This window comes from uncultured Actinomyces sp. (genome assembly GCF_963542285.1).
GTDB lineage: Bacteria > Actinomycetota > Actinomycetes > Actinomycetales > Actinomycetaceae > Pauljensenia.
Genome location: NZ_CAUTWQ010000003.1, coordinates 1 through 17,722 on the forward strand (window position 1 = coordinate 1; position 17,722 = coordinate 17,722).

General features: G+C 57.2%; 13 protein-coding genes. 7 read left to right on the forward strand and 6 right to left on the reverse strand.

What is annotated here, in order from left to right:
- Positions 1-2: 2 nt before the first annotated feature.
- Positions 3-3,278 carry an isoleucine--tRNA ligase gene (gene ileS, locus RW023_RS02060; protein WP_315579663.1) on the reverse strand — a complete coding sequence of 1,092 codons (3,276 nt, stop codon included), beginning with the start codon at positions 3,276-3,278 and terminating at the stop codon, positions 3-5.
- A gap of 318 nt (positions 3,279-3,596) precedes the next feature.
- Between ileS and RW023_RS02065 the strand changes: the two genes are divergently transcribed.
- Together RW023_RS02065 and RW023_RS02070 are read left to right on the forward strand one after the other, a co-directional pair.
- Positions 3,597-4,610, forward strand: coding sequence for a permease (locus tag RW023_RS02065; RefSeq protein WP_315579664.1), 1,014 nt, complete (start codon positions 3,597-3,599; stop codon positions 4,608-4,610).
- Positions 4,607-5,353, forward strand: coding sequence for a TIGR03943 family putative permease subunit (locus tag RW023_RS02070; protein WP_315579665.1), 747 nt, complete (start codon positions 4,607-4,609; stop codon positions 5,351-5,353). Before RW023_RS02065 ends, RW023_RS02070 begins: the two co-directional genes overlap by 4 nt.
- A gap of 51 nt (positions 5,354-5,404) precedes the next feature.
- Here the strand turns inward: RW023_RS02070 and RW023_RS02075 are convergent, their stop codons facing one another.
- Complete coding sequence (locus tag RW023_RS02075; RefSeq protein ID WP_315579666.1) at positions 5,405-6,073, reverse strand: hypothetical protein; 669 nt, start codon at positions 6,071-6,073, stop codon at positions 5,405-5,407.
- Positions 6,074-6,329: 256 nt separating this feature from the next.
- Here RW023_RS02075 and RW023_RS02080 point away from each other — a divergent pair, with 256 nt between their 5' ends.
- The 5 genes from RW023_RS02080 to RW023_RS02100 all read left to right on the forward strand — a co-directional run bounded on the left by RW023_RS02080 (position 6,330) and on the right by RW023_RS02100 (position 12,641).
- A complete protein-coding gene (locus RW023_RS02080) occupies positions 6,330-7,790 on the forward strand; it encodes a sugar porter family MFS transporter (protein ID WP_315579667.1) in 1,461 nt (486 codons plus the stop codon).
- A gap of 10 nt (positions 7,791-7,800) precedes the next feature.
- The gene (locus RW023_RS02085) at positions 7,801-9,330 is read left to right on the forward strand and encodes a sulfatase-like hydrolase/transferase (RefSeq protein ID WP_291458628.1); all 1,530 of its coding nucleotides are present in this window, start codon (positions 7,801-7,803) and stop codon (positions 9,328-9,330) included.
- Between the two features lie 68 nt (positions 9,331-9,398).
- On the forward strand, positions 9,399-10,556 hold the full coding sequence (locus RW023_RS02090) for an ROK family transcriptional regulator (RefSeq protein WP_315579668.1): 1,158 nt from the start codon (positions 9,399-9,401) through the stop codon (positions 10,554-10,556).
- Positions 10,553-11,836: an anaerobic sulfatase maturase gene (locus RW023_RS02095; RefSeq protein WP_315579669.1), complete on the forward strand. Its 1,284-nt coding sequence runs from the start codon at positions 10,553-10,555 to the stop codon at positions 11,834-11,836. The genes RW023_RS02090 and RW023_RS02095 overlap by 4 nt, the downstream gene beginning before the upstream one ends.
- The gene (locus tag RW023_RS02100; RefSeq protein ID WP_315579670.1) at positions 11,826-12,641 is read left to right on the forward strand and encodes a sulfite exporter TauE/SafE family protein; all 816 of its coding nucleotides are present in this window, start codon (positions 11,826-11,828) and stop codon (positions 12,639-12,641) included. The genes RW023_RS02095 and RW023_RS02100 overlap by 11 nt, the downstream gene beginning before the upstream one ends.
- A 47-nt stretch (positions 12,642-12,688) precedes the next feature.
- Here the strand turns inward: RW023_RS02100 and RW023_RS02105 are convergent, their stop codons facing one another.
- The 4 genes from RW023_RS02105 to glpA form a co-directional block, all read right to left on the reverse strand.
- Positions 12,689-13,444 carry an SDR family oxidoreductase gene (locus RW023_RS02105; protein WP_315579671.1) on the reverse strand — a complete coding sequence of 252 codons (756 nt, stop codon included), beginning with the start codon at positions 13,442-13,444 and terminating at the stop codon, positions 12,689-12,691.
- Between the two features lie 66 nt (positions 13,445-13,510).
- The gene (locus tag RW023_RS02110; RefSeq protein WP_315579672.1) at positions 13,511-14,785 is read right to left on the reverse strand and encodes an anaerobic glycerol-3-phosphate dehydrogenase subunit C; all 1,275 of its coding nucleotides are present in this window, start codon (positions 14,783-14,785) and stop codon (positions 13,511-13,513) included.
- A complete protein-coding gene (glpB, locus tag RW023_RS02115) occupies positions 14,782-16,029 on the reverse strand; it encodes a glycerol-3-phosphate dehydrogenase subunit GlpB (RefSeq protein WP_315579673.1) in 1,248 nt (415 codons plus the stop codon). The genes RW023_RS02110 and glpB overlap by 4 nt, the downstream gene beginning before the upstream one ends.
- Positions 16,022-17,689 carry an anaerobic glycerol-3-phosphate dehydrogenase subunit GlpA gene (gene glpA / locus RW023_RS02120; RefSeq protein WP_315579674.1) on the reverse strand — a complete coding sequence of 556 codons (1,668 nt, stop codon included), beginning with the start codon at positions 17,687-17,689 and terminating at the stop codon, positions 16,022-16,024. Before glpA ends, glpB begins: the two co-directional genes overlap by 8 nt.
- Between the last annotated feature and the right edge of the window lie 33 nt (positions 17,690-17,722).

Sequence of the window (17,722 nt, forward strand, 5' to 3'; positions counted from 1 at the left end):
ACTCAGTGCTTGGCGACGCTCACAGCGAGCTTCTCCCCCGCCTCGACCGACACGGACAACGCCAGAGTCTCGGAAGCAATCATGTCCTTCCAGGTCTCGACATCGCTCACATGCTCAGCCGGAACCGTCAGCGACAGGTCGATGCGGTCCGCAATGTGCAGACCGGCGTTCTTACGCTCATCCTGGACGGCGCGCACGACGTCGCGGGCATAGCCCTCGGCCTCGAGCTCAGGAGTCAGCTCCGTATCGAGAACCACAAAGGTCCCCGACGGCAGAACATCTGCAACCTGCCCCTCGGCCGCGTCCACGGAGGTGGATACGGAGAACATGTCGCCCGTGAGCACCAGCGGGGCCCCATCCAGCTCGACGGAGACGAAACGGCACTCGCCGTCCACAACCTCCCACTCACCGGACTTTTGAGCCTTGAACAGCTGGCTGGTCAGCTTACGAACCGAGGGATCGAAAGCACGCGGGTTGAGCGCGAGCTCGGTGCGAACGCTCAGGCCCGAGTCCTGCGGAGAAGCGAAAACGACGGACTTGACGTTAACCTCGGAAGCGATGAGATCCGCGAAGGGTTCCAATTCCTTGTGGTGCTCTGAAACGACCTGCAGGGACGCAAGAGGCTGACGCACGCGAAGCTGGTGAGTCTTACGCAGGGCGTGAGCAGCGGAGACGACGGAACGAACCTCGTCCATGGCTTCGACAAGCGCAGAGTCAGCCACGGCCTCGGAAATCACGGGGAAGTCCACCAAGTGCACGGACTCCCCACCCGTCAGACCGCGCCAGATCTCCTCGGAAAGCAGCGGCAGCAAGGGGGCTGCCAACTCCATGAGGGTCACCAAAGCGGTGTAGAGGGCATCGAATGCTCCGCTGTCCTCATCCCAGAAACGCTGACGCTGAGTACGCACGTACCAGTTCGTTAGAACATCCAGGTAGTCACGGATCGCATCACAGGCACCAGCAACGTCATAGGCGTCCAATGCGCCGCGAGTATCCTCAGCCAAGGAGCGCGTGTGAGCGAGCAGGTAGCGATCCATCTGGGGCAGCGCATCGACAACTGCGTGATCCGATAGGTCAAGGCGCTTGGCCTCGTAACCCGCTCCCCCGTTGCACGCACCGGCGTACAGGGTAAAGAAGTAGTAGGTATTCCAAATCGGCAGGAGCACCTGGCGAACCGTGTCACGGATCGACTCTTCCTTGACCATGAGGTTTCCGCCGCGCACGACCGGGCTGGACATGAGGAACCAACGCATGGCGTCGGAACCGTACTTGTCGAAGACCTCAGCCACATCCGGGTAGTTGCGCAGGGACTTGCTCATCTTCAGACCGTCGTCACCCAGCACGATGCCGTGGGAGACACACGAGCGGAAGGCCGGGCGATCAAAGAGCGCGGTCGCAAGGACGTGCAGCGTGTAGAACCAGCCGCGCGTCTGACCGATGTACTCGACGATGAAGTCGCCCGGGTAGTGGCTCTCAAACCACTCCTGGTTCTCGAAGGGGTAGTGAACCTGGGCGAAGGGCATGGATCCCGACTCAAACCAGCAGTCGAAGACGTCGGAAATACGGCGCATCGTCGACTTGCCCGTCGGATCATCCGGGTTCGGGCGGGTGAGCTGATCAATGAAGGGACGGTGGAAGTCCGTGACCTTCACGCCGAAATCGGCTTCCAGCTCTGCAATCGAGCCGTAAACATCGGTACGCGGGTAGGCCGGATCGTCCGATACCCACACGGGAATCGGCGCACCCCAGAAGCGGTTACGCGAAATCGACCAGTCGCGAGCGCCCTCCAGCCATTTGCCGAAGATACCGTCCTTGATGTGAGCGGGAGTCCACGTGATCTCTTGGTTGAGTTCAACCATGCGGTCACGGATCTCGGTCACGCGCACGAACCACGAGGACACGGCCTTGTACATGAGCGGCTTGCGGCAGCGCCAGCAGTGCGGGTAGGAGTGCACGTAGGACTTTTCACGAACCAGCACGGCGCGAATTTCGGGCGCGCGACGGGCGATCGGTCCCCCCTGCTCGCGCAGATCAGCAACCACGTAACGGTTTGCGTCAAAAATCTGCATACCCTCGTAATCGGGGACCTCCGAGGTGAAAACACCACCCTCGTCGATGGGCAGAACCACGCCGATACCGTATTCCATGCAGGTCCACATATCGTCTTCACCGAATGCGGGAGCCTGGTGGACGAGGCCGGTACCATCCGTGGTCGTCACATAGTCAGCGGCGATGATCGACCAGCCGTTGGGGCCGGGGGCACCACCCTCAGCGCGGCGCTCAGGGGTATCAAAGAAATCGTAGATCGGGTGGTAGTGAAGACCCACCAGCTCATGTCCCTTGTAGGTGGCGACGACCTGCGGATCCTCACCAAGCTCCTTGGCGTAAGCGCTGATCAGGTCCGAGGCGATCAGGACACGCTCGCCAGCAAGAACGCCCTCATGATCTGGCGCAACCTGAACCAAGGCGTAGTCGATCTGCGGCCCCACAGCGATCGCCGAGTTCGAAGGAAGAGTCCACGGCGTGGTTGTCCAGATCAGTGCCAGTTCGGGACGCTCAGAATCCTCGCGCAGCTTCTTTTCCAAGCGCAGACCGACCGTCACGGTGTTATCAGTACGATCCTGATACACATCGTCGTCCATCTTGAGCTCGTGGTTGCTCAAAGGAGTGCGGTCATGCCAACAATACGGCAGAACGCGGTAGCCCTGGTAGGCAAGGCCCTTGTCATAAAGCTGCTTGAATGCCCACAAGACCGATTCCGTGTAAGACATATCCAAGGTCTTGTAGTCGTTATCGAAATCGACCCAACGGGCCTGACGAGTAACGTACTCTTCCCATTCCTTGGTGTAGCGAAGCACAGAGGAGCGGCAGGCAGCATTGAAGGCCTCGATGCCAATTCCGCCGGGACGCGTGATCTCCGTGACGTCCTCGATTCCCAGCTGACGCTGTGCTTCAAGCTCTGCGGGCAGACCGTGGGTATCCCAGCCGAAACGGCGCTCAACATGGTGTCCGAGCATCGTCTGGTAACGACCGACAACGTCCTTGATGTAGCCGGTCAGAAGGTGACCGTAGTGCGGAAGGCCGTTTGCAAAAGGCGGACCGTCGTAGAACACGAATTCGTTCTGACCGCCTTTGCCGGCGGGACGGCGGGCAATGGATTTACGGAAGGTGTCATCAGCGGCCCAGAAAGCCAGGGTCTGTCCTTCCATCTGAGGGAAGGACGGGCTTGGATCCACTTGCTCATCTCGATGGCGAGGGTAGAAGCCGTGCTTCGTCATGTTTCGTCCTTGTGTCGCAGGTCCACAGGGACGAGGATCAGCGTTGCCGATTCCCGCGGTACCACCCCGCTTGCTACGCGTTGCGTAGCCGCTCATTAACAGCTGTGACGGGCTTACCCGTTCGGTTCTACTAGAGCTTTCGCCCGTTCTTCCGAATGCTCCCCGGTGATTCCTACAGACGTAGCCGGATCAACACCTGTCCCAGTCTACGCAAAGCGCGCTCCCAAGGCACTTCCATCTCGCTACAAGCACAAAAATGAGATCAGCATCGCGATAGAGTTAAGGGTGCACACTGCCACCCAACAAGGAAGAAGGCACATGGACATTTCCCGTCCCTCGACTGCCGCCGCAGCACTCATGTGCCTTGCTTTGGTGTGCGCCTACCGCTTTCAAGAGGCATTGACTGCTGCGGGTATCCCAATTTCCCGGATGATTGCAATCTTTTCGGGGATTACCCTCCAGTCTCTACCTTTCTTGGCAATCAGTTCCCTCATCGCTGCTGCGATTGAGGTGTTTGTGTCCCCTCGCCAGCTTGCACGTTTCTTCCCACGAGGCCGCGTTGCGGGTTGCGTCCTTGCTTTTGTCTACTCCGCGCTTCTTCCCGTTTGCGATTGCTCAACCGTTCCTCTTGTACGTACCCTGCTGCGCAGAGGTATTCCCCCGCGAACTGTTTTCATCATTCTTTTTGCGGCGCCTTCCATCAACCCACTTGTCTTATTTTCAACGTGGTATGCCTTTGGCCCATCGTTGAAAGTGGTATCGCTCCGCGTGGTGGCAGCCATTATCTGCACCATGGCAATTGCTCTTTTGCTCAGCATCCGTATGCCGTCTCTGACGGCGGTTCTGCGCCAGAGCGAGTCGGATGACTCCTGCGAGTGTTCACATGAATGCGGTGCTCACGCGGCGCACGCTACGCGAGGACGCTTTTCTTCGTTTTCTTCCGCGTCTGCCTCGGCCTTCCTGCGCGTCACTCCCTATATGTTGGTCGGAGCCGCACTCTCCAGCATCATCCAGGGCCTTCTTCCTGCTGGGTTTATGACGGGACATACTTCCTCATATGTGTCCATTGCCGTCGCAATGGTGATGGCTTTTGTTCTCTCTCAGTGTTCATCATCTGATGCGATCGTGGCGAGGAGCATGACAAGTTTGCTTCCCCCCGGCGCGCTCATGACCTTCATGCTCATGGGCCCCATGCTTGATGTGAAGAACGTCTTCATGTTGTCTGCCGTTTTCTCGGCGCGCTTTACTCTTCGCATCTGCGCAACCATCACCGCGGTCGTTGCGCTGGCAGGTCTTGTCTTGACCTGGTGGGGCTTGGGAGGTGCATTGTGAGGGCACGTGCTTTGGTCTTTGCGCTCGCTGCAGTGAGCTTAGGGTTCCTCTTCCTTTCGAGGCGTTGGGTCTATTTCTTCCCGCCTCGTTTCCTTCCGCTCATCATTTTCCTGTGCGTCATCTTCACCGTGTGGGCCGCCGTTGATCTTCTTGTACGCAACAGGGAAGAGCACTCTCACCGCACACGCGCGAATGCGGTATATCTTCTCATTCCGGTAGTCGCATGGTCCCTACCTTTTTCTCTGTCCCCCTCGAGTTTCCTTGGGCTATCGAGCTCAGCGACCGTTATCTCACCGACTCCCACCCCTTCATCCTCAGATTCTTCATCCTCAGATTCTTCTTCCTCAGCACACTTCCACATCGACTATGTCATCGACACAAACAATTACTACGACAGCGTCATCGATATGGTGACTCACCCCGATCAGTGGGACGGCAAAACAATCGAGGTGACCGGCTTCGTTTTACCCAAAGACAAGGCCTCCTCAGAGGCAGGGATGCCGCCATTCGGTCCGGATGACAGCTTCGGCTTATCCCGAATGACCATGTGGTGCTGTGCAGCCGACGCATACGCATTGGGTTTTGCGGTAAATAACACAAGCTCATTCACCCCACAGGCTGATCAATGGGTTCGCATCCAAGGAACCTTGGAAGTTCGCGATTCAAAAGCTCTCTATCTGAAGGCAACAAATATTACGCCGATTAATCCGCCCGACACCCCCTTCGTCTATGAAAAGAAGTAGGGGTGCCCAGACGCCCTGACGGCGTTGAGCACCCCTACCGGGAGTTCCTCATTAATTAGACGAGGAATCAGATTGAGAGTCGGAGTTTTGAGAGGAATTCTCTGCAGCCTTCCTCTTTGCAGTTGAGTCCTCAGATCCCTTCTTGGAGGATCCGCTCTGTGCTCCCGAACCACCCTGGCCTTGCTGACCACCGGGACCACCCTGACCACCGGGCATACCCTGCTGGCCGCCCTGTCCCTGCTGTCCACCAGGCATACCTTGTCCGCCAGGGCCTCCCTGACCTCCAGGCATACCCTGCTGGCCGCCCTGTCCCTGCTGACCGCCAGGCATACCTTGTCCACCGGGGCCACCCTGGCCTTGCTGTCCTCCCGAAACGCCCTGACCCGACTGTCCGGGCACCGCCTGCGATTGCTGTGCGGGAGCGGGAGAGGCAACCGAGCTCGTTGCCCAACCTGCGCCAAAACCTGTAACCAAGAGAGCTGCTGCGGCTCCGGCGGCGGCTGCCTTCTTCTTCCAGGAAGGCTTTGCTGCGGCCTCGTGAGAGACAACCTCATCAGCGGGAAGCCATGCGCCTTCATAGGTTCCGTCTTCCTTCTGGTAGGCAACGTTCACATACGTTGTCTTGTCAGCATGCGCATCTCGAGCTTGCGAGTCTTGAACCTGAGCATCGATCACTCGAGTCTCGTCCAGGTGGTCCTTGTTCGTATCTTCTGCAGTCATTGTTTTCCTTTCGAATGGGGCGCCTGCCCGTGCTTCTTGGTCTTTAAGGTATGAACCACCTCTATGTCTGTTTTATGTCGTACCTGAGGTTTTCCTGTGAGGAAAGAAATATTTTCTATGGCACAGCTAACAGAAACTAATTTTGTCCACGTCAACGCCCAAAATTCACTCGGCGATAGCGTGTCAGTACCTCAAAGATGAGGCATCACGGATCAATCCGATGAGTTCATTCCTCTCCCCTTTTAGGACGGACTTCATGTCAACCTCACGTACGGCAATTCCGCTGACCGAAGCCCAACGTCGGGCGCGGAAATACGCCACTTTCCTTGCACTCATTGCAACCTTGGGCCCTTTCTTCTACGGATTTGAAGGAATGGTCCTCAACGCCGCAATTAAAGCGGTCGGCACCACTTTCCACCTCGGCCCATTCCTCCAGGGAGTTGCCGGCGCAGCGGGCGTTATCGGCGGCCTCATCGGCGCACTTGGAGCAGGGCGCATTTCCGACAAGATCGGCCGCAAGACAACCCTGATGTGGGTTGGTCCCTTCTTTCTCTTCGAAGCGCTCCTTGGGCCCCTCTCACCGTTCCTGGGCAGCTTCGGATACCCCTTCCTTCTCCTCACCCGCATTGTCGGCGGCATTGGTTTTGGCGCAGCAACCACCGTTGCCCCCGGATACGTTGCGGAAATTGCACCCGCTGACATCCGAGGCCGACTGATCGGCTTCCGTCAGTTGGCCATCATCCTCGGTCTTTTCTTCGCTGGCCTCATCAACATGGGCGTCGTGCGCATGACCGGTGGCGCGGCAAAGCCTGCGTTCTGGGGACTGCAGACCTGGCAAGTTCTTTTCGCATGCCTCATCATCCCCGCTCTTCTCTTCGTGATCTTTACGGCTCGAATCCCCGAGTCGCCTCGTCACCTGGTGTCGGTCGGAAAGACCGCAGAAGCTGAGGCTATCCTTGCGAAGGTCAGTGGCGAAGACGATCCTGCAGCACGTATCAAGGCAATCGCCGCTTCAATGGAAGAAACCGGCGGACGCAAGCTCAGCATTGGAGAAATCCTCTCCTCGAAGTGGCGCGGACTGGTCCTAGTTGGCATGATGATCGCCGCATTCCAGCAGCTCACAGGCATCAACGGCGTCTTCTTCTACTCGAACTCGCTCTTCGCAGCAGTAGGATTCAACGAATCAATGGCGCTACAGCAGACCCTGCTTATCACGGGCTTCAAGATCGTCGGCGTCGTGTCCGGCATTCTTCTTGTCGACCATGTGGGGCGTAAGAGGATGCTCATCTACGGAGGCACCCTGATCTTTGTCTCCCTAGGCGTCGTTGCAACCGTCTTCACCCTGGCACCCGTTGTCGATGGGAAGCCCAACGTTGCAGACAACCCGGTCTTGGCATTCCTCGCCGTCGCAGCTCTGTGCACCTTCCTGCTGGGCTTCACTTCCTCGTGGGGACCGATCTTCTCAATCGTCATGGGCGAAATGTTCCCCAATTCGATTCGCGGTGGCGCAATGTCCATGGCCTCGGGAGCAGACTTCTTCGTCAACTTCCTTGTCGTTTTGCTCTTCCCCTTCCTCATCTCGTGGTCGCCGGCAGGCACCTACTGGATCTACTGCGCGTTTGGTGTCCTGGCAGTCATCTTCACCGCAAAGTATCTGAAGGAAACCACGGGTACCGAACTCGAAGACATGGACAAACTCGCTGCTTCGGAGAAGTGAAAGGACCATCATGTCTGACACATACGAACGCTCCAGCGACATCCCGGACAATGTCCGCAATGTCCTGGTGATCATGACCGACCAACATCGCACGGATACGATCGGCTGCCTCGGCAACCCTCACGCCCAAACTCCCGTCATTGACGAGATGGGACGCAACGGTTTCGCCTTCACCAACTGCTTTACTCCCACTGCGATCTGCACACCTGCACGCGCCTCACTTCTAACGGGAAAGCGCCCCGGAAAGCACCTGGTGCTGGCCAACCCCGAATGGAACATCGCCTACCAGACGATGATTCCCCTGGGGACCTGGACCTACACTCAAGCACTTCGCGATGCGGGCTACAACGTAGGCATCGTCGGAAAGTACCACTGCGGGGCGAACCTCCCCGACAAGTTCGGTGCAGATGACGATACCTACTGGGGCGCCGAAAACCCTGTTGCCAACGAGAAATACGTCGCGTGGCTCAACGAGCACGGGCTTCCGCCAGTTCGCGCACATGACTTTTGGCGAGGAAAGCTCCCCGGTGGCCGCGATGGACACATCATTGCGGCGCGCCTCGACCAACCTGAAGAGGCAACCTTCGAGCGTTTCTTGGCCGATCGCGCCATCGAGAAGCTTCGCGAATATGCAGCCGATTGGAAGGAAAACGGACAGCCTTTCAGCTTGGACGTCCACTTCTTTGGCCCGCATCTTCCCTACTTCCTCCCCGATGAATGGTTCGACTTGATCGATCCAAACGATGTCACCTTGCCCGAAAACTTCGGTGACTCGCTCATCGGTAAGCCGCAGATCCAGCAGAACTACGCGACCTACTGGTCAACGTCCTCCTTCGACAACGATCAGTGGAAGAAGCTCATCGCGGTCTACTGGGGATACGTGGCCATGATCGACTTCGAAATTGGTCGAATCATGGATGTGGCGCGTGAACTGGGAATTCTCGATGACACCGCGGTCTTCTTCTGCGCAGACCACGGAGAATTCACCGGCTCCCACCGCCTCAACGACAAGGGACCGATGATGTACGACGATATCTACAACGTCCCCTTCATCGCACACATCCCCGGTGTTTCTGCGGTCGGCCAGTCCGATGCCTTCGTGTCTTTGATCGATCTTCCCGCAACCGTCCTCGACATTGCTGGACTCGACCCAGCATTGGTTGAAGACGGACGCTCGATCGTTGACCTGACGCGAGGCGAAGACGTGCCTGGGTGGCGTGAAGATATTGTCTGCGAATTCCACGGACATCACTTCCCGCTGCAACAGCGAATGCTGCGCACAAAGGAATTCAAACTTGTCATCTCACCGGAGTCAATCAATGAGCTCTACGATTTGAGAGTTGATCCCGCAGAGATGAACAATGTATACACGGTGCCCGTCTACGACGACATTCGCCGTGAACTCGCAACGAACCTATACCTCCAACTCCGCGAGCGCGGAGACCACTCCTTCGCAAAGTGGATGGCGGCCATGACGGACTTCGATATTCCGCTGGTCAACACTGCTCGAAGCGATCTCGACGAGGTCATGGGTAAGTAACACACTATCGGTGTGGGCCTTCCGGGGCGTGCGGGAGGCCCACACCACACTGCATCAAAGGAGAGGACATGGACTACGATCTTCACGCCGCCGCGCCCTCTCTAGAAGACCAGATCACCAGTTATCTTGGCGAAAATCCCCCCGCGTCACGTGCAGAACTTTGCCAGGCCCTTGGGGTTTCAAGAACAACGCTGGGGCGTGCGATCACAAAGCTCATCGATGCTCACGCTGTTCTTCCCCTCAAAGAAGATGAAAAGACTGGAGCAGGCCGACCTTCAACTCTGTTCACATCGGCGCGTTTGTGCGCCTACTCGGTCGGCATTGTGATCAGCCGAGCGTCTTTCGCCGGGGTTTTACTCAATCGAGGCGGCGATGTCCTCATTGCACAATCAGTACCCGCCTCACGCCCCATCAATTATCTTGAAGCACTCGATGCCATGGGAGCGATGCTCCTCGAGCGCGCACAAGCGCGCGGTATCATCACCGACTATGTACGCACCATAGGGATCGGTCTCCCCATCCCCATGGGTTCGAATATTTCCCACTCGCCCCGTTCTCCCTACCCCAGCCGCGAAAGCGTGATCGATGTGATTTCACGCCGCTGGAAAGGGAATATCCTGATTGACACAACTGCCCGCATGTCTGCCCTGAGCGAGGCACTATGGGGAGCGGGTCAGGGATACCCATCAATCCTTTACGTTCGACTTTCCAACGGCATTGGTGCCAGCCTGGTGATTTCCTATCGTCTATCCGGCGGAGAACTCGGGTTCACAGGGGAACTGGGACATATGCGTGTTCCTGACGTTCACACCCCATGCGCATGCGGAAAAGAGGGATGCCTGGAAACACTTGCATCCATCCCCGCGCTCTGCGCTCAGTGTGATGTCTCTTCTTTGAGCGAATTGGCAGCGAAAGTCAGCAATCAAGATTCCAGGACTCTATCAATTCTCGAGCACGCGATGGATGCAGTAGGTGCCTGTTGCGCAAATGCTGCTCTTCTCATCAACCCCCGTGCGATCATTGTGGCCGGGGAACTTCCCGAGGCGATCCCTCAGGTCTCCAATATGATTGCCCACGGCCTCGAGAGCGAATTAATTCCCGCAATGAAGTGGCACATCGATGTCATCCGCGCCGAGCTTGGCCCGCTTGCTGCTGCCCAGGCCGCGGCCTACGCATCCCAAACCACGGCCTCGTCGATTAAGAAGGAAAGCGACGGAACCCGATGACGCACTCCCCCGCCCACGCTCTCCCCTTCTCGGTTGTTGCCAAACCAACGGGAGCCGCCTGCAACCTTGACTGTCAGTACTGTTTCTTCCTGTCGAAAGAACTGCTTTACGACCAAAAACGCCAGTCGATGAGCGAAGAAACCCTAGAGACCTACGTCAAGAACTTCCTGGCGGCAAGCCCCGATGGGGATGTAACGATGCTCTGGCAGGGCGGCGAACCAACCTTGCGAGGGCTCCCCTTCTTTGAACGCCTCATTGAACTATGTGAGAAGTATCGACGCCCCACGCAAGTGGTCCACCAGGCTATCCAAACCAACGGCACCTTGATCACCGAGCAGTGGGCGCGCTTCTTCAAAGACAATGATGTGCTGGTCGGCATCTCCATCGATGGCCCGAAAGAACTCCATGACGCCTATCGCCTGAACCGCGGCGGGCATGGAACTCACTCGATGGTGATTCGCGGGTGGGAACACCTGCGTAACGCCGATGTTGACACCAATATTTTGTGCACGGTCCACGCTGCTAACGAAGACCACGGCCTTGAGGTCTATCGCTATTTCCGTGATGAACTCGGGGCGCAGTACATGCAATTTATCCCCATCGTCGAGCGCGTTCCCCGCGAACATCTGCGCCAGGCCGAACTTGGGTGGAGAAGTGGAAGCTCGGCACTCCTCTATCGCCAAGACGGAGACTGCGTGACCTCACGTTCCACTTCACCGGAGGGGTACGGAAACTTCCTGTGCTCAATTTTTGATGAGTGGGTCTGCTCAGACGTCGGCTCAGTCTTTGTGCAAGATTTTGATTCTTCCATCGCTGCGCTCTTTGGTTCAGCAAGCGTATGTGTCCATGCGCCATCATGTGGGGCGAATATGGCAATGGAGTTTAACGGAGATGTCTACGCCTGCGATCACTGGGTTGAGCCCGAGTGGCTTGTGGGAAACATTGCGCAAAGCGATTTCCCGACCCTTGCAACTTCGGAAAAGATGCGTGCTTTTGATACGAAGAAGCAAGATCTGGATGATGAATGTTGGAGCTGCCCTTTCCTGCGTGTGTGCTGGGGTGGATGCCCAAAGGACCGTTTCATTGCGACCGATTCGGGGCCTTCGCACAATTACCTCTGCCAGGGATACCGGCATTTCTATTCCCACGCTCTCCCCTACTTCAAAGCGATGGCCTTCCTGATTTCTCGCGGCGCAAGCGCTGATCAAATCATGGATCCAGCCGTTGCTCATTCACTGGGACTCACGCCCCCGATCAAGGAGGATCACGGTGCTCATTGAGGCGGCAATTGTCGGCATCGGCATTGGCATTGTTGTTGGAGCGCTGGGAGCTGGTGGCGGAATTCTTTCTGTTCCCGTCTTGGTGTATCTCTTGGGGCAAAATCCGCATCAGGCTGCGACATTGTCGCTCATCATCGTCGGCGCGACTGCATGCGTTTCGCTGGTCACCCGCGCGCCCAGCGGCCACGTTGATTGGAAGCATGGAAGCCTTTTTGCCTTCGCGGGGATTGTTGGCACCTGGGGCGGTTCTGCCCTTAATCCTTTGGTTTCAGCGCGCACGCTCATGCTGGAGTTTTGTATTCTTCTAGCGTTTGTCGCAGTATTCATGGTGCACAAACAGTTGCGTGCCCGCACTGATACTTCCCCTTCGTCGATTGACGAGGCCGCACTTGAGTATTCCCCACGCTCGCTTGCGTCGACACTCAAGAAGGCAGCCTTAGTGGTTCTTTTAGCGAGCGTGACCGGTTTTCTCACCGGTTTCTTTGGCGTCGGTGGGGGTTTCGCTATCGTTCCCGCGCTTCATCTTGTTCTGCGCTACCCAATGAAAAAAGCATCAGCAACATCCCTGTTGATCATGCTCATTACAGCCCTGTTTGGCTTGGCTTCGCGTGCACTGGGGGGAACCTTGGATATCAGTGCCGAGGCCGGGGTCATGGTTGCATGCTTTGCTGCGGCCTCGATGTGCGGAGGCGTTGTTGGAGCACGCCTTACTCGAAGGGTAAGCTCGAGCGCACTAACCTGGGCATTCATTGTTCTCTTGATCGGAGTTGCAAGCGTGAGCGCTTATGCCACGCTACGCGCATAACTGAGCAAATTTAGGCAGAACGATCATCGCGACTTGCGGCGTTTGTCCTAGGCCTCGGGCGCACTTCTAGCCACAAGAGTATTCGTCGCCTGAGCAAGCGGGCGAACGATCATCGAATCAATATTCACGTGACGTGGCCTCTCCAGGGTCCACACGATCGCCTCGGCGATGTCCTCGGCAATAAGCGGCTGGGCCACCCCCTCATACACGCGGTCGGCGGCTTCTTGGGAGCCCAGTCGGTTAAGCGAAAACTCTTCAGTCCGCACCATACCCGGGGCAATTTCGATCACGCGTACGGGTTCACCCACCAGTTCCTGGCGCAGGGTATTGGCAATAACGCGTTCAGCGTGCTTAGCTGCAACGTAGCCACCGCCTCCCGGATAGGTATCGTGGGCGGCGGTCGAGGTCAGGAAGACAAGGTCCCCTCCCCGCTCGCGCATAGCCGGCGCAAAAGCACGCGTACAGTGAAGTGCGGTCAGTGCGTTGCGCTCAAACATTGCGCTCCACCTTGCAGGATCTGCATCGACGACCCGATCGACTCCGATAGCTCCGCCGGCGTTATTCACCAGAGCATCAACGGGGCCGCCCTCCAAGACGCGCGCAGCCATCTCTTCTACCTGCGCGCGATCGGTAAGATCGGCTGCCCAATATTCGCAACCAATTTCATCGGCAAGAGTCTCCAGGCGCTCGCGGCGTCGGGCTACGGCAACGACCTGCCATCCATGTTCAGCCAGAAGACGGGCGGTTGCTTCCCCGATTCCACTGGAAGCTCCTGTGACAACGACACGACGAGAGGTACTCATGGGGTAAACAGTAATATCCTCCGGCGGCGCATCGTCTGCGCACCGCCCGGGGATACTCTTTAATTCTCAGCCTTCGGGAAGACCGTAGGCCTTGTGAAGCAGCCAAATTGGGTGAACAACATTCGCACCCGTTGCAGTACGGATCTGCCAACGGCAGGTTTCGGTATCGCACGCTGCAAGCTCGACATTGACCTGCTTGACGAAGTCAAAGACGGGCTTTCCAACCGCCTGAGCGATCGCGTACTTTTCTTTCTTCATTCCGTAGGTTCCCGCGATGCCACAGCAGGGCTGCTGGGATTCCTTCACCGTCACACCGGGGATCAGGCTCATAAGCTCGACGGCAGGCATACCCAGTCCTTGGGACTTGAGCTGGCAGGGTGCGTGGTACGGAATGGTGACATCGATGCGCTGCATATCCATGTCAAGCTCCCCGCGATCGTAAAGATCAATAAGGAACTCGCAGATATCCCAGGTACGCGAGGCAACATCGCGAAGCTCAGGGGTATCCATTCCCAAAATATCGTGAGCTTCGTGACGGAGCATGCCGCCACAGGAACCTGAAGAGGAAATGATCGGCGCATCGCGGTTAGCCTTGCGCAAATCGTTCGTCAGGCGAGAGACATACTTTCGTGACTCGTCGTAAAGGCCATTGGACTGAAGAGCCAAACCACAGCAGCCGTGGTGCGGGACCAGAACTTCGTAGCCCAAGTGCTCCAAAACCAAGACGGAGTGGATAGAGGTTTCGACCTCAAAGTATTGGCCGGCGCATCCGTGGAAGAAGATGACCTGCCCCTTTGTGCCTGACTCAGGAAGCGGGGTGTGCTTCTTAAACCAGCTTTCAAAAGTACGCCCATATGCGCGAGGCATGGGAGCGTTGCGGTCAACACCAATGACCTTTTCCATCGCGACACGAATCGGCTTCACGTCCAGTGCCCAGTTTGCAATGGGGGCAAAAGGAGTCATGACGGAGCCGATCAGGCCTGTACGACCAATGAGCTGGTCACGAAGCGGGATTCCCTGCTTCTTCTTCATGTCGCTACGCGCATGGTGGATCATCTCAGTGACCTTCACTCCCTGCGGGCATACCAGCGAGCAGGTACCGCATGAGGAGCAGTAGTCAATCGAGTGGTCGACAATGTGGCCATCTTTGCGATAGCGCTCAGATTGCGGTCCAGAGTACTTGGGGCCAGCGAAAAGATCTGTCACGCGCATGACCGGGCATTGCGTTTCGCAGATCGTGCACTTCACGCAGGCATCCAGGGTCGATCGAAGGCCAAATTCGCCTCCGTTAATCCCCAGAACGTCACTTTCTTCGACGCTGGGTGCCATTTCCAGGCTCATTGAAGTTCCTCCACAATCGAATCCGCTGCGCGCAGCGCGCTTGCCAGTGCAATTCCGTCACCGGACTTTTCCTTCCAACGGGTTGCACCGCTCAGGTTGCCGCCGGCCGCATACACATTGGTGTACACGGGGCCTGCGCCCGGGGTGCACACACGCATGTGCTCATCAACATCAAAGCCAACCTTGAAAAGAGGCTGTTCGCTTCCCCAAAAATCACCATTCAACAAGGTGGTATCAACACCGGTCAACGGAAGGCTCATCACGGTATCGCTGACGTTACCGTAAGAATCAATCTCCAGAGCGCCGGACTCAAAACCACCGGCTGCAAGGATCAGAGTCTTTGTTTCAATGGTGCGTGGGTGTCCCGCGGTTGAAATGGTCACGCTGCGCAGTCGGTCACCATCGGCCTCGTAAGAAACTAACGATGATCCCAGCATGACGCGGCAGTTTGCCTTCGCAATCTCGGTGAGCTCCTGATTGAGGCGCATTCCGGGAACCGAGGGCGGCTGCAGAATGATCTCAAAGACAGGGTGACCGAGCATCTCCTGGATGTCTTTCCAAGCGGTCGGATCATTGAGACCTAGTACGGCAGGAAGACCAACCGTTTCACCGGGGCGAACAATCTGCTTGAGCAGTTCAACCAAGCGAACACGGTTTTCTTTCAGATCGAGCGCTCGGGCGAAGTTGGTTCCCGTCGTATCGCGTTCTTCACCGCGGACATCCAAATCGACGTACGCAGATCGCGCCGAAATCGGATTACCGTTTGCGTCCTTTTGCAAGCGCAGATTCTCTGCTGCCAGCGCCGGGTAGAAGTCCTTGAGTCGGTTGAAACCGACGATCAGGAATTCCTGGCCGACTGGAATTCCGGCCTCCATCGAAGGCTGATACAACGCAGTAGGACGCAGAGCGCCCAGTGCAGTTGGGATGCGAACGTTGTGCTCAAGCGATCCGACAAGGCGTTCAGGGCCGAGAAGTTCACGGATCCATTCGAAGGATTGTGCGACCGAATCCACACCAAGTCGTCCGTAGGGGTGCTCCGGACGTTCATTGGCCAGGTTCTCAATGGCCTCGAGGGGATGCTGAACGAACTCCGGGGCATATCCAAGGGCGTCAATTGTTCCCTGTCCCAATTGAAGTCCGCCGATTCCCTTAGTGACAAGAGTGACCTTCGCTCCGCGTTGTGCCAGTCGGATGCTGGCAGCAAGACCGGCAAGGCCCGCTCCGATAACGACTGCGTCACGCATGAGTATGACCTTCCTTCTCTTCCCCAGCGGTGGGGTTTTCTTCCTCGCCTTCAAGGGCATCCCAGTATTCACATTCGCGCGGAACCGCATCGGGAGCGGTCGGCAAATGTTCGATGTCAAGGGTTCCTTCGTGGATCCAGTTGTCCAAGGCCGCCTGGCGCGCCTGCTTTCCGAAGAGGATCGGCCACAAACCAATCCAGCGGTTCTTCAGGAACAAACGAAGCAACTCGTTGGCGCGAGGAGCATCAATATCGCCGCGTTCATGCGCAATTCCTGCGCTGCGCTGCGAGCAGAAGCCACCTTGGCAGGGTCCCATTCCCAAGCGAATCTGACGACGGACGTCATCAAGCTGGCCGCCGGGAAGTGCATCCATGGTGCGTTCAAGCATTTCGCGGGTGACCAATTCACACTCACAGATAATCTCTTCGCTAGAAGGTGACTTTCCGCGGTGTTCGATTTCGTCGAGGCGGTGGCCGATGTAGTAGTTCGACTTTCCTTCTGCCTCGGGAACAGCTTCTTCCGCTGTGCGACAGGGGCGATCCTCGCCCATCTGCTGACACATGATGTCAACGATGCGTTCTGCCATGAGGCGGTAGGTCGTGAGCTTACCGCCGGCAATCGTCAGGATGCCATCAACGCCGTCGCGGCTCAGGTGGTCGACAACATGCATTCCACGTGCCATGTGGCGGGTATCCGACTCGGAGACACGGCTGTCCTTAATCAGCGGCCGCGCACCTGCCCATGCGTGAAGAGCACGCGATTGGCGGAAGCCAGGAATCAATGCTTCACCAGCATCAAGCATTTGCTGAACTTGGTCGGCAAGAATCGGAAGTTTATCCGGATCTTCAGCCTTAAGATCCGTCGTACCAATAATGCACACCGGGTGAACCGGAACCAAGATGTCGCCATCTGCGGGCCAGATACAACGGTTAATGACCGTCTGAGAGAGGCGGTGATTCATTGCAATCATGATGCCGGCACCGGGAACAACCTCAACGCCATGGCAGTCAGCAAGAGCAGCGATCTGTCCCGCCCAGGGACCGCCGCAGTTCAAAACGAAGGAGCAATCGATACGAATGTCTTCACCGCTTCGTTCATCGCGAGCAAAAACCGCTTCAATGCGATCCTCCGATCGCTGAATTCCGGTTGCCCGCGTGTAGGTGAGGATCTGAGCACCGTAGGCAATAGCGGAGCGAGCTGCACCCCATGTCATACGCCAACCATCAACGGTTCCATCTTCAACAGCGAAGGCCCTCTTGAGGTGGGGGTCCAGTCGAGGTTCACGGCGCAGGGCCTCGGCGGGGGAAATCTCTTCGGCGGGAACGTGAGCCGCTCGCGCGCGCTCAAGAAAGAGGTCGGCGTATTCCTCGTCATCTGCGGATGTCGTGACGAAAAGGCCGCCTGTCCTTTCAACGGCATCGGCATTAATACGCGAGACAATTGCGTTCTCTTCAGCGCATTCAGTCGCAGATTCCGGGTCGGATGCGATGTAGCGTCCACCGGAGTGGAGTAGGCCATGGTAACGGCCTGAGGTTCCTTGAGCCATATCGGCTCGATCAAGAAGTATTGCGCGGAATCCGCGCATTGCAACATCGCGGACAACGCCGGCGCCGGTTGAGCCGCCGCCAATGACTACGACATCGGTCTCCATCGTCCTCATAGCGTTCGCTGTTCCTTAGTTCTGGTTGAGCTT